Below are 12,750 nucleotides of genomic sequence, written 5' to 3' on the forward strand. Positions count from 1 at the left end.
CGAACGCCGGATTGCCGCCGCCGATTCCGCAGATGACGCGGGTGCACCCGGCGGGTGCTGCGGTAGACTTCTTGGGCGGCGCAGGGGAGTATCCTTTGTCGCTGTACCCGTCAGCACGCGGGGCGTCATCGTTCCGCCGGGTGCAGCGGGCAGTCGCAGCAATGATCTGCTGCGGGTGTCGGAGAGACCTGCGTTTAGTGTCGTGCCCGAAAGGTTTTCCAAAAATGCCCGAGTTACCCGTCGTCTTTGAGGTCGGCACTTTTGTCGTCCTCGGACTTGTCCTGCTGTTTGACCTCCTGCTGGTGGTCAAGCGCCCGCACGAGCCGTCCATGAAGGAAGCCGGCCTGTGGGTCGGGTTTTATGTAGGGCTGGCCCTGCTCTTCGCCGCTGCCATGTTCGTGTTCACCGGCCCCGAGTACGGAAGCCAGTTCGTTGCCGGCTGGGTCACTGAATACAGCCTGAGCATCGACAATCTCTTTGTCTTCATCATCATCATGGCCCGCTTCTCGGTACCCCGTAAGTACCAGCAGGAAGTGCTGATGTTCGGCATCATCATTGCCCTGATCCTGCGCGGCATCTTCATCATCATCGGTGCCGCAGTCATCGAGAACTTCAGCTGGGTCTTCTTCATCTTCGGTGCCTTCCTGCTCTGGACCGCCTACAAGCAGGCCACTGACAACGGTGAGGACGAAGAAGAGGGCAGCGACAACAAGCTGATCGGCAAGCTGCGCCGTGTTCTTCCGATGACCGACAAGTTTGACCAGGGCAAGATCCGCACCGTGGTGGACGGCAAGAAGGTCTTCACCCCCATGCTGATTGTCTTCATCACCATTGGCGTCACGGACCTGATGTTTGCTGTGGACTCCATCCCGGCGATCTTCGGCCTGACGCAGAGCGCCTTCATTGTCTTCACCGCGAACATCTTCGCCCTGATGGGCCTGCGCCAGCTGTACTTCCTGCTGGGCGGCCTGATGGACCGGCTGATCTACCTCAAGCACGGCCTGTCCGTCATCCTGGCGTTCATCGGCGTGAAGCTGATCCTGCATGCGCTGCACGTGAATGAACTGCCGTTCATCAACGGCGGCGAGCATGTTGCCTGGGCTCCGGAAATCCCCACGTTCGTGTCCCTGGCAGTCATCCTCGGCACGATCGTGATCGCCACTGTGGCATCGCTGCTCAGCCCCAAGGCAAAGGCCGTCCAGGCTGTGGCTTCGCTGGAGAACGCACTGAAGGTGTACCGGAACCTTGAGGAGGACGCCCCGCACGAAGAGCGCGTGGAAGCCTATGACAAGGTCACCGAAACCTACCGCAACGCCACCGCAGTGGCCAAGGACCGCAACGACGTCGAAATGCCGGAAATCTCGGACGATGCCCGCGCTGAGTTCCGGGCGAGCAACCCGCGCCGGCAGAACCCTGCCCCGGTGAAGGACCAGGCCGAGCAGGCCGACAAGTAGGAAGCCCCCGACGGCAAAAGCGCCGCTCTTCCCGTGGGAAGAGCGGCGCTTGGCGTACTTTAGCCGGCCTGCGGTGATTCGCCGCGCACCATGGCCAGGAGGCGGTTGAAGATGCCCTCGCCGTCGTCGGCAATGCCGTCGTGGTGGAAGTCGGCGCTTTCCCATACCTGCAGGCCCCGCACGGCACCGGCGGTTTCGAGGGACAGGTCCCGGTCCACGTAGATGTCGTCCGTGTAGACGGCGGCGGCCACCGGCACGGTGTTCCGGGCCAGCACAGCGGTGTCATAGAGCGCCGGCCAGTCTTCTTTGGCGGCCAGCATCCCGGCCGTCTCCTTCAGCGGCACCAGGGCCGGATCCTCGTCGAAGTACCAGGGGTAGACCATTTCGCCGGTGTAGAGGGGTTCCGCCGCGTCCGGCTCGAACTCGGGGAACTCCCTCAGCACCCGCTCGGCAGCCCACCCGGTGGCAGCACCCTGGCCGTAGATGGATTCATGCATCACCGCGTAGAGCGGATTCGCTGCCCGGCTGACCAGCCCGTGGACGGCCTCCAGGAACGTATCGGACAGCCGGTCCCCGTCCGGAGCGGCCACAAAGGCCTCCTGCAGCAGGAGGTGCAGGCCGTCCATCCGGGTGTTGCCGCCCAGGAAGGAGCCGATCATCTGGAAGCGCCGGACGCTCAGCCGCTCACCCGAGGGCAGGTATTCCGGAACGTTGTCCAGATGCCGGGCGATCCGGGTGGTAAGGGCGCGGTCCTGCGGATATTTCGCGAAGTACTCTGCGTTGCGCGCCGCCACACGGGCAAACGTCGCCTGATAGACACGGTCCGCGGGGCCGGTCAGCGGAGCGAGCCCGCCGGTGATCAGCGATTCGCGCAGCCCGTGCGGAGCGAAGGACAGGTAGGTCAGGGTACAGAAGCCGCCGTAGCTCTGCCCATACGTAGTCCACGGTTCCGAGCCCAGTGCTCCGCGGATCATTTCCGCGTCCGCTACGATCGAGTCCGCCCGGAAATGCGTCAGGTACTCCGCCTGTGCGGCCGCGTCCCCGCGCAGGGGGAGGGTCTGCCGGTTGGCTGGAGCAGACAGGCCGGTGCCGCGCTGGTCCAGCATCAAAATGCGGAAGTGCCTGGACGCGGCTTTGGTCCAGCCGCTGAGGGACAGCAGCCGGGAGCCCTTGCCGCCGGGCCCGCCCTGCAGATAGAGCAGCCAGGGGAGCTGCTCGGCCTCGGCCTGCGGCAGCTCGGCGTCGCTGTATTCACGGGCGAAGACGGTGATGGTTTCGCCGTCGGGCACTGAATGATCCAGCGGAACGGAGAAACGATGGTCTGTGACGCGCATGCCGCGTACCTCATAGGGTGCCGAAGCCGTGTGCGGAACGCTCATGCGCCGGCACCGCCAAACGCGGTGAGGGCGTCACCGGTGAGCCGGAACGTGGTCCACTCATCCTGCGGCACGGCACCGAGGGCCTTGTAGAAGCGGATGGACGGCTCGTTCCAGTTGAGGACGCACCACTCCACGCGGGCGTAGCCGCGCTCGACGGCGATTTCCGCCAGGGTGCGCAGCAGCGCCTTTCCCATGCCCGTGCCCCGTGCCTCGGGCCGGACGTAGAGATCCTCCAGATAGATTCCGTGGACGCCCTCCCACGTGGAATAGTTCAAAAACCAGAGGGCAAAGCCCTGCACCGTTCCGGACTCGACCGCCACGTGGGCAAAGATGGCTGGATGCTCACCGAAAAGGTTCTTCTCCAGCGCCTCAACCGTGTTTTTGACGGCGTGCGGCTCTTTTTCATAGATCGCCAGGTCATGGATGAGTTCAAGGATCACGGGGACATCTTCGGGGCGGGCGGGACGTATCTGCATGCCCTCCAGCCTAATCCAGGCGACCTGCCGTGATGACCTTGATGACGGGGCTGCCGGCTTCATCCGAGGCTGCCAGGTCCACCTCTGCGGTGATCCCCCAGTCCAGATGGTTGGCCGGGTCCTTGAAGATCTGCCGGACCTCCCATTTGCCGGGCAGTTCCTTGATGATCAGCAGGTTGGGTCCGCGTCCGTCGGGACCGTCGTCGATGTCCTCGTGCTCTTCGAAGTACGCATCCAGCACGTCGGCCCAGCGGTCGGCATCCCAGCCGGAGCCGCCGTCGAGCTCGCCCAGTGCGCGGTCATCCTCATCCGCGAACAGCTTCACCCGCTGGAACATTTCGTTGCGGACCATGACGCGGAACGCGCGCACATTGGCCGTGAGCTTGTCCGGGACCGGCGGCAGGACCGGTTCGTCGCCGGCAGCAGGGTTGATGCCGTTGGTGAGCTCTTCCCATTCATCCAGCAGCGAGGAATCGGTCTGGCGGACCAGTTCGCCGAGCCACTCGATGATGTCTTCCAGATCCTCGCGCAGCCGCTCCGGGGGGACGGTGTGCAGCAGGGCCTTGTAGGTGTCCGAGAGGTAGCGCAGCAGCACGCCCTCGGAGCGGGCCAGGGAGTAGAACTGGATGTACTCGCCGAAGCTCATGGCCCGTTCGTACATGTCGCGCACAATCGACTTGGGGCTGAGTTCGAATTCACCCAGCCAGGGGGCACCCGAGCGGTACACCTCGAAGGACTGCTCCAGCAGTTCAGCCAGCGGCTGCGGATAGGTGACTTCTTCGAGCAGGGCCATCCGCTCGTCGTACTCGATGCCCTGTGACTTCATGGCCGCAATGGCCTCGCCGCGGGCCTTCTTCTCCTGGGCGGAGAGGACCTGCCGCGGTTTTTCCATGATCGCTTCGATCACTGAGACCACGTCCAGGGCGTAGGACGGGCTCTCCGGGTCCAGGATTTCCAGGGAGGCCATGGCAAACGGGGAGAGCGGCTGGTTCAGGGCGAAGTTCGGCTGCAGATGGACCTTCAGCCGCACGGTGCGGCCGTCAGCGTCGGGCTCGGGGAGGACTTCCACAATGCCGGCGGTCTTCAGCTCCCGGTAGATACTGAGGGCCTTCTTCATCAGGGCCAGCTGCGAGGAGCGGGTCTCGTGGTTGCTGGTCAGCAGCTTCTTGGCTGCGGCAAACGGATCCCCGGGACGCTCCAGCAGGTTCAGCAGCATGGAGTGGGTGATGTTGAAGCTGGAGGTCAAGGGCTCCGGGGTGCCGTCAACAAGCTTCTCGAAGGTCGGCTTGCCCCAGGATACAAATCCGGCCTGCGGCTTCTTCTTCACCACCTGGCGCAGTTTCTTCTGGTCATCACCGAACTTGGCGTGTGCCTTGGCCATGGCCTTGACGTTTTCAATCACGTGTTCCGGTGCCTGCACGACGACGGTGCCCGCCGTGTCATACCCGGCCCGTCCGGCGCGGCCGGCAATCTGGTGGAACTCGCGGACCTTCAGCGGGCGGGTGCGGGTGCCGTCGTACTTGGACAGTGCGGTGATCAGCACGGTGCGGATGGGCACGTTGATGCCCACGCCCAGGGTGTCGGTGCCGCAGATGACCTTCAGCAGTCCGGCCTGGGCCAGCTGCTCCACCAGGCGCCGGTATTTGGGCAGCATGCCGGCGTGGTGCACGCCGATGCCGTGCCGGACCAGCCGGTTCAGGGTCTTGCCGAAACCGGGGGCGAAGCGGAACCCGGCAATCAGCTCGGCGATCTTGTCCTTTTCCTCCCGGGTGCACACGTTGATGCTCATCAGGGCCTGCGCCCGGTCGATCGCTTCGATCTGGGAGAAGTGCACCACGTAGACCGGAACCTGCTTGGTGGCCAGCAGCTCTTCCAGGGATTCCTGGACCGGGGTTTCCACGTAGTAGTAGTGCAGGGGGATGGGCCGCTGCACCGAGGAGACCGTCACGGTGTCGCGGTTGGTGAGCTCGCTGAGTTCGTTGGCGATCCGGGTCATGTCGCCCAGGGTGGCGGACATCAGCAGGAACTGCGCCTGCGGCAGCTCCAGCAGCGGCACCTGCCAGGCCCAGCCGCGCTGCGGATCGGAGTAGAAGTGGAACTCGTCCATGATCACGGTGCCCAGATCCGCGTCCGGTCCCTCACGCAGGGCAATGTTCGCCAGGATTTCCGCGGTGCAGCAAATGATCGGGGCGTCCTTGTTCACGGACGAGTCGCCGGTGACCATGCCCACGTTCTCGGCGCCGAAGATCTCGCACAGGGCAAAGAACTTCTCTGACACCAGCGCCTTGATGGGTGCCGTGTAGTAGCTGCGTTCATCGTGCGCCATGGCGTGGAAGTGCGCGGCAATGGCAACCATCGATTTACCGGAGCCGGTGGGAGTGGCGAGGATGACGTTGTTGCCGGTCACCAGCTCCATCACCGCTTCATCCTGTGCCGGGTACAGCGACATGCCCCGGCTCTCGACCCACTCGAGGAAGGACGTGTACGTCTCGTCGGGGTCGATGGTGCGGGTGCTGGACGGGCCGGAGGCAAGCTGTTCAAGAAGTTTCATGTCCCTACCAGAGTATCGGGCGCGGCTGTGCGCCGCAGACACCCGGCATGACCCCCGATGAACACCCGCCCGCTGGCGGCCCCGTCCCTTTGTTAGGCTCGGCGGCATGAAATGGGATCCCCGGAAATACACACAGTTCTCCTCGCACCGAGACCGCCCCTTTTTTGATTTGACCGCGCGCATCGAAGCCGATGCCCCGGGCCGCGTCGTGGACCTGGGCTGCGGACCCGGCACCCTGACCGCGGCGCTCGCCGCCCGCTGGCCCGAAGCCCGGGTCACCGGCGTCGACTCCTCTGCCGAGATGGTGGAACAGGCGGGCGCTCTTCAGGGTGCTCCCGCGAACCTGGAATTTGTCCGCGCGGGCATCGAGGAATGGGAACCGCAGGCCGGAACCGATGTGGTGGTTTCCAACGCTGCGCTGCAGTGGGTGCCCGGCCACCAGGACCTCATGCGCCGCTGGGCGAAACAGCTCGACGCCGGAGCCTGGCTGGCCGTGCAGGTTCCCGGCAACTTCGGGGCGCCGTCACATGCGCTGATGCGTGAACTGGCTGCGAGCGCTGCCTGGTCGCACAAGCTGGACGGCGTGCTGCGCCACGCCGACGCAGTGGATGAGCCGGAGGATTACCTGGGCCTGCTGACCGAGACGGGGTTTGAGGCAGATGTGTGGGAGACCAGCTACTCGCAGGTCCTGCAGGGAGAGGACCCGGTGCTCGAATGGGTGCGCGGAACGGCCCTGAGGCCGGTTATTGCGGCTTTGGACCCGGATGACTTCCGGCGGTTCGAAGCCGAGTACGCCGCGCTGCTGCGGGAGGCCTATCCGCAGCATGCCTGGGGCACAGTCTTTCCGTTTCGCCGGATCTTCATGGTTGGCCGGAAGACGGGTTAACCGGCGGGTCGCCGCCGGCCGGCGCGCCTGGTCTTCGCCGCCTTCATCAGCGGCGTGTTGAGGTCGGTGATTTGTGCATTCGCGTGGTCCCGGCGGCCGGCTCCGCCGCGCTGGTAGTGCCGGGCCAGGTACAGCGCCCCGCCGAGGGCAAGGAGCAGGAAGCCGGTGATCAGGGCCGCGGGGTCCAGGGACGGCAGCTGGCTGGCTGCGGCGAGGACGGCGAGGACGGGGATGACGGGACCCAGGGGAAGTTTGGCACCCTGGCCCGGCCATTTGCGCACTCCCAGCACAACTGCCGCGACGCTCACCACGATCATGGCAATAATGGCCGCCACGTTGGCGATCGAAACGACGAAGGTGGTGTCGTTGAGGAGCACCAGAAGAACGGTGATCGCCCCCAGCAGCAGCACGCTCACGTAGGGGTGGCCGGTGCGGGTCTGGCGGCCGAGCGCCGGCGGAACATCTCCGCGGGCCACCATCCGGAGCATGATCTCCGAGGCGCCGAGCACATTGGCATTGGCTCCCGAGAGGGTGGACAGGCAGGCAGCGAAGGCCACCAGGACGCCGCCCCAGGTGCCCATGACGATTTCTGCGGCTTGGGAGACACCGGTGGCGGTGAAGACCGTCACTCCGCTGGCCACCATGGCCAGGGCCGTGCCCAGGTAGATAATTCCTGATACCAGCAGAGTGAGCAGGATGGCGCGCGGCACCGTTTTGCGCGGATTCTCCACGGAGCCGGCCATATTGGTGATGACGTTGAAGCCGGTGTAGGCGGTGAACAGAAGCGCTGCCGCTGATAAGACGCCGCCGGTGCCCTGCGGCAGCGGCCGGTCAACCTTTTCCGGTGTCAGTTCCGTCAGGCCCCAGACGGCAAAGAGTACGAGTAGTGCAAGTTTGATGCCCACAATCCAGGTCTCCGCCCTGGCCACCAGCGCCGTCGGCCCCAGGTTCAGTGCCGTCACCAGCACTGTCGCAGCCAGCCCCAGCACCAAAGCTCCGGCAGCCGGCAGGAAATACTCGTGCAGGTAGTCGCCGAAGGAGTCCACCAGATAGGCGATGATGGTGGCTCCGTTGAGGTAGAACGCCCACATCACCACAAAACGCCAAAACGGACTGAGGATATCCCCTACGGGGCCGTAACCGGATTCCCCGTCCTTCGCCCGCGTGGACACCACAATGAAGCACATGGCGCACAGGGCCATGACAATGCCGGCGATGACGTAGCTGAGGACCGCTGCGGGTCCGGCCAGGTTGATGGCCGTTCCGGAGAGGGTAAAGACACCGCCGCCCACCGTGGTGCCGACACCGAAGGCTACGCAGGCAGTCAGTCCGATGCGGGGTTTGACGGCGGCTGAGGGCCCGGAAGCTGACGACGACGGTACTGTGGCCACGGTTTGCACGCTCTCATCGGTCTCCGAAAGGTCCCTTGTTGAGCGTAAAACCCTCAAATGGCAGGGGTCAACGGAGCAGGCGCAGCAGGCCTGTCACCAGCCGCGTTCCTTCCATTCCTGAAGGTGCGGCCGCTCGGCGCCCAGGGTGGTTCCTGCTCCGTGGCCCGGGTGGACCACGGTGTCATCCGGCAGGTAATCGAACACACGTTCTACTGTGTCCGCATACAGCGACGCGAAGCGTTCCGGATCCTGCTGGGTGTTGCCCAGTCCGCCGGGAAAGAGGGAATCGCCGGTAAACAGATGGGCAGGGCCGCTCGGATCGCGGTAGAGCAGGGCCACGGAGCCGGGAGTGTGGCCCCGGAGCTTGATGGCGGTGAGCTCCGAGTTGCCGAAACGCAGCGTGTCCCCCTGGTCCAGGAGCACATCGGTGGGCACCTCTATGTCCGCAGCATCCTCGCTGCCGGCAGCGGTGCGTGCCCCGGTGGATTCCACGGCCTCGGGAAGGGCCCGCACATGGTCCCAGTGGCTGTGCGTGGTGACAATCAGCTCCACCTTGGGCGGGACAGCGGCGTCTGCGGCGGCTTCGCCCAGCATTCGGCTGACCGCCGGAAAGTCGGCAGCGGCGTCAATGAGCACCTGCGCTCCGGTGTCCTTGTCCGTGAGGAGGTAGATGTTGTTGTCCATGCTGGACACGGAGCAGCTGCGAATGGTGACATTCTTCAAATCAAACATGCCGCCAGTCTAGTTCCGCGCTCGCAGATGTTAACCCCACAGTCACAGGCCAAAAGTCTTGTCTGTCCGGGGCGGCGGGCGTACGTTCAGAGGGTGCCGGGAACCCCTCCGGCTTGTTCCTGGAGGAAGCGTGCTCCTAAGGCTTGTCCGGCAGAACCTGGCGCCCTACAAGGGGGCCGTTGCCGCCGTCGTCGTCCTGCAGTTCCTGCAAACCGCTGCCACTTTGTTCCTGCCCACCCTCAATGCCGACATCATTGACCGCGGCGTCGTTAAGGCGGACACCGGCGTGATCCTGGATCTGGGCGGCTGGATGCTCGTGATCACGGCCGGACAGGTGGTCTGCGCCATCGCTGCCACCTACTTTGCCTCCCGGGTGGCCATGAGTGTGGGCCGCAACATCCGGGATGAGCTTTTCACCACGGTGGAATCCTTTTCCGCGCGTGAAATGGGGGTGTTCGGCGCCCCCTCCCTCATTACCCGCACCACCAACGATGTGCAGCAGGTGCAGATGGCCCTGCTGATGACCTTCACGGTGATGGTTTCAGCTCCGATCATGGGAGTTGGCGGAGTGCTGCTGGCGCTGAACCAGGATGTGCCCCTCTCCGGAATCCTGCTGCTGATCCTGCCGGTGCTGTTTATCGTGATCGGGCTGGTCCTGCGCCGGCTGATTCCCCTGTTCCGACGGGCCCAGAAGCAGATTGACCGGGTGAACTCGGTGCTGAGGGAACAGATCATGGGGGTGGCGGTCATCCGGGCCTTCGTGCGCGAGCGCACCGAGGAAGCCCGCTTCGACACCGCCAACGCGGATCTGACCGGGACGCAGCTGCGGACCGCCCAGTATCTGGCCCTGCTGTTTCCGGCTGCCATGCTGGTGGCCAATCTGGCATCCGTGGCGGTGGTCTGGTTCGGCGCCTACCGGATTGACGCCGGACAGATGCAGATCGGTGCCCTCACCGCGTTCATCGCGTACATCATGCAGATCCTGATGGCGGTCATGATGTCGATGTTCATGATCATGATGCTGCCCCGCGCCGCTGTGTGCGCCGAGCGTATCTACGAGGTCCTGGATACGGAAAGCACGGTGCGGGACGCGGATGCTGCCGCGCCCCTGGTGTACGACGGCGGCACCCTGCATTTCCGGAACGTCGGCTACACGTATCCGGGAGCCGAGGACCCGGTGCTGCACGACATCACGTTCACGGCCCGGTCCGGGCAGACCACGGCCGTCATCGGATCCACCGGAGCGGGCAAGTCCACGCTGCTGAACCTGGTTCCGCGGCTGCTGGATGCCACCTCCGGGGGAATCTCCATCGACGGACAGGACATTGAGGCGGTAACGCTGCACTCGCTGCGCAGCGGGATTGGCCTGGTGCCGCAGAAGGCCTACCTGTTCTCAGGCACGATTGGCTCAAATCTGCGCTTCGGACGCCCCGGCGCCACGGATGCCGAGCTCTGGGAAGCGCTGGAGATCGCCCAGGCCGCGGAATTTGTCCGCGCGTCCGAAGGGGCGCTGGAGCACCGGGTGGAACAGGGCGGCGGCAACTTCTCCGGAGGGCAGCGCCAGCGGCTGGCCATTGCCCGCGCCCTGGTGGTGCGTCCGGCGATCTATCTCTTCGATGACAGTTTCTCCGCACTGGACTTTGCCACCGACGCCCGGCTGCGCGCTGCCCTGAGGGAAAGGACACGCAGCTCCACGGTCCTGATCGTGGCGCAGCGGATCAACACGATTGCCGACGCTGCACGGATAGTAGTCCTGGAGGAGGGGCGCATCGCCGGGCAGGGAACGCATGAGGAACTGCTGGAAACCTCTCCCACGTACCGGGAGATCGTTGAATCCCAGCTGACGGCGGAGGAAGTGCAGTGAGCGGGATGCGGGCAGGACACGGGCCGGGTGCCCGCGGGCCGGCTGCCAAACCGCTGAACTTCCGTTCCAGCGTCCGAAGGATCCTGGGCCTGATGAGCCCGGACCGGCTCCGGGTGGCGCTGGTGATGGTTGCCGCCGTCGTGTCCGTGGCGCTCGCCGTCACTGCTCCCCGGATCCTGGGGGAAGCGACCAATGTCATCTTTGACGGCGTGATCGGTGCCGGCCTCCAGCCGGGAATCAGCAAGGCCGACCAGGTGCAGGCGCTGCGGGACTCCGGGGAGGACCAGCTGGCGGACATGCTCGCCGCCATGGACGTGGTGCCGGGGCAGGGACTGGACTTCGGCCGGCTCGGAATGCTGGTGCTGGGAGTGCTGGCCATTTACCTGGCGGCGTTCTTCTTCGGCTGGCTGCAGGCGCGCGTGACCGCACGGGTGGTGCAGGGCGCCATGTACCGGCTCCGTAAACAGGTGGACGGCAAGCTTTTCCGGCTCCCCATGTCCCATTTCCAGCGGGAATCCCGCGGCGACGTGCTCAGCCGCGTAACCAACGACATCGACAACCTGGCGCAGACGCTGTCCCAGACCCTGACGCAGATCATCACCTCAGCACTGACCATCGTGGGGGTACTGGGCATGATGCTGTGGCTCTCGCCGCTGCTGGCCCTCATCGCCGTGATTACCGTTCCGGTGTCCGCCGTTGTCACCGTGCTCATCGCCAAGCGCTCGCAGGTGCAGTTCATGCAGCAGTGGAAATCCACGGGGGAAGTCAACGGGTACATCGAGGAAATGTTCAGCGGCCAGGACGTGGTGAAGGCCTTCGGGCAGCAGGAGCGGGTGGTGGAGGGCTTCCGGCCCGCCAATGAGACGCTGTACCGCTCCTCTTTCAAGGCGCAGTTCGTGTCCGGCATCATCATGCCCACCATGCAGTTCATCTCCAACCTGAACTATGTGGCCGTAGCCGTGGCGGGAGGCCTGCTGGTCGCCAACGGGCGCCTGTCCATCGGGGGAGTGCAGGCCTTCATCCAGTACAGCCGGCAGTTCTCCCAGCCGCTGGGGCAGATCGGCTCCCTCATCAACATGCTGCAGTCAGGTGTGGCGTCAGCCGAACGTGTGTTCGAACTGCTGGATGACAGGGAACAGGACCCCGACCCGGAGGATGCACTCACGATCAGGGACGTGGAGGGCCTCGTTGCCTTTGAGCACGTGGATTTCAGCTACTCCCCGGAAGCTCCCCTGATACGGGACCTGTCCTTTACTGCGGAGCCCGGGCAGACAGTGGCGATTGTTGGTCCCACGGGAGCCGGAAAGACCACCCTGGTCAACCTCCTGATGCGCTTCTATGAGGTGGATTCCGGCCGGATCACCATCGACGGCACGGATATTTCGCGCATGCGGCGCGACGATGTGCGCAGGCTGATCGGCATGGTGCTCCAGGATGCCTGGCTGTTTGAGGGGACCATTAGGGAGAACCTGGCCTACGGGGCGCCGAATGCCACTGACGAGCAGATCATCGAGGCAGCCCGCGCCACCCATGTGGACCACTTTGTGCGCTCGCTGCCCGAGGGGTATGACACGGTCCTGGATTACGACGGCGGTTCGCTGAGCCAGGGGCAGCGGCAGCTGATCACCATTGCCCGGGCCTGGCTGGCAAACCCGTCCATCCTGATACTGGACGAGGCCACCAGTTCCGTGGACACCCGAACCGAGATCTCCATCAGGCTCGCCATGAATGCGCTGCGGGAAGCACGAACCAGCTTTGTCATCGCCCACCGGCTCTCCACCATCCGGGATGCGGACGTCATCCTGGTGGTGCGGCACGGGGAGATCGTGGAGCAGGGAACCCACGAGGCACTGCTGGCAGCTGAGGGGTTCTATGCGGAGCTGTACCGCTCCCAGTTCGCCGGGACACCCTGACGCCGGGACACTCTGACGCCGGGACACCGTGACCCGCCTGACTGACCGGACGGGTCCCCCATGTCAAAATGGAACCGGCATCCATTCTCCAACCTGAAGGCGGT

General features: G+C 64.7%; 8 protein-coding genes and 1 pseudogene. 4 read left to right on the forward strand and 5 right to left on the reverse strand.

What is annotated here, in order from left to right; translation table 11 throughout:
• Positions 1–224: 224 nt before the first annotated feature.
• Positions 225–1,193 (forward strand): annotated as a pseudogene (locus tag QMA10_RS00510) (TerC family protein); the annotation flags it as partial.
• 320 nt (positions 1,194–1,513) lie between these two features.
• Here QMA10_RS00510 and QMA10_RS00515 read toward each other — a convergent pair.
• Genes QMA10_RS00515 through QMA10_RS00525 form a run of 3 tightly spaced genes read right to left on the reverse strand, consistent with a single transcriptional unit; the run spans position 1,514 to position 5,860 of the window.
• A complete protein-coding gene (locus tag QMA10_RS00515; RefSeq protein WP_290165080.1) occupies positions 1,514–2,833 on the reverse strand; it encodes an alpha/beta fold hydrolase in 1,320 nt (439 codons plus the stop codon).
• Positions 2,830–3,309 (reverse strand): GNAT family N-acetyltransferase, encoded by a 480-nt coding sequence (locus QMA10_RS00520; RefSeq protein ID WP_290165082.1) that lies wholly within the window; start codon positions 3,307–3,309, stop codon positions 2,830–2,832. Before QMA10_RS00520 ends, QMA10_RS00515 begins: the two co-directional genes overlap by 4 nt.
• A gap of 10 nt (positions 3,310–3,319) precedes the next feature.
• Entirely contained in the window at positions 3,320–5,860 is a 2,541-nt protein-coding gene (locus tag QMA10_RS00525) for a DEAD/DEAH box helicase (protein ID WP_290165084.1), read from the reverse strand.
• A 106-nt stretch (positions 5,861–5,966) separates the two neighbouring features.
• On the opposite strand from QMA10_RS00525, the gene QMA10_RS00530 reads away from it, so the two are divergent.
• Positions 5,967–6,746: a trans-aconitate 2-methyltransferase gene (locus tag QMA10_RS00530; protein ID WP_290165086.1), complete on the forward strand. Its 780-nt coding sequence runs from the start codon at positions 5,967–5,969 to the stop codon at positions 6,744–6,746.
• Here the strand turns inward: QMA10_RS00530 and QMA10_RS00535 are convergent.
• Both QMA10_RS00535 and QMA10_RS00540 read right to left on the reverse strand, forming a co-directional pair.
• Complete coding sequence (locus QMA10_RS00535) at positions 6,743–8,137, reverse strand: APC family permease (RefSeq protein ID WP_290165088.1); 1,395 nt, start codon at positions 8,135–8,137, stop codon at positions 6,743–6,745. The two genes, QMA10_RS00530 and QMA10_RS00535, sit on opposite strands and share 4 nt — an antisense overlap.
• Positions 8,138–8,230: 93 nt before the next feature.
• Positions 8,231–8,869 (reverse strand): MBL fold metallo-hydrolase, encoded by a 639-nt coding sequence (locus QMA10_RS00540; RefSeq protein WP_290165090.1) that lies wholly within the window; start codon positions 8,867–8,869, stop codon positions 8,231–8,233.
• A 130-nt stretch (positions 8,870–8,999) separates the two neighbouring features.
• Here QMA10_RS00540 and QMA10_RS00545 point away from each other — a divergent pair, with 130 nt between their 5' ends.
• Together QMA10_RS00545 and QMA10_RS00550 are read left to right on the forward strand one after the other, a co-directional pair.
• Positions 9,000–10,733: an ABC transporter ATP-binding protein gene (locus QMA10_RS00545; RefSeq protein WP_290165092.1), complete on the forward strand. Its 1,734-nt coding sequence runs from the start codon at positions 9,000–9,002 to the stop codon at positions 10,731–10,733.
• 5 nt (positions 10,734–10,738) lie between these two features.
• A complete protein-coding gene (locus QMA10_RS00550) occupies positions 10,739–12,646 on the forward strand; it encodes an ABC transporter ATP-binding protein (RefSeq protein WP_290165305.1) in 1,908 nt (635 codons plus the stop codon).
• Positions 12,647–12,750 lie beyond the last annotated feature (104 nt).

This window comes from Arthrobacter sp. APC 3897, assembly GCF_030407495.1.
Lineage (GTDB): Bacteria > Actinomycetota > Actinomycetes > Actinomycetales > Micrococcaceae > Arthrobacter_B.

What these genes read in the sequence shown, in the direction of transcription:
- QMA10_RS00515 (WP_290165080.1), bottom strand. Translation starts at nt 2,833, where the DNA reads ATGAGCGTTCCGCACACGGCTTCGGCACCCTATGAGGTACGCGGCATG.
- QMA10_RS00520 (WP_290165082.1), bottom strand. Translation starts at nt 3,309, where the DNA reads ATGCAGATACGTCCCGCCCGCCCCGAAGATGTCCCCGTGATCCTTGAA.
- QMA10_RS00525 (WP_290165084.1), bottom strand. Translation starts at nt 5,860, where the DNA reads ATGAAACTTCTTGAACAGCTTGCCTCCGGCCCGTCCAGCACCCGCACC.
- QMA10_RS00530 (WP_290165086.1), top strand. Translation starts at nt 5,967, where the DNA reads ATGAAATGGGATCCCCGGAAATACACACAGTTCTCCTCGCACCGAGAC.
- QMA10_RS00540 (WP_290165090.1), bottom strand. Translation starts at nt 8,869, where the DNA reads ATGTTTGATTTGAAGAATGTCACCATTCGCAGCTGCTCCGTGTCCAGC.
- QMA10_RS00550 (WP_290165305.1), top strand. Translation starts at nt 10,739, where the DNA reads ATGCGGGCAGGACACGGGCCGGGTGCCCGCGGGCCGGCTGCCAAACCG.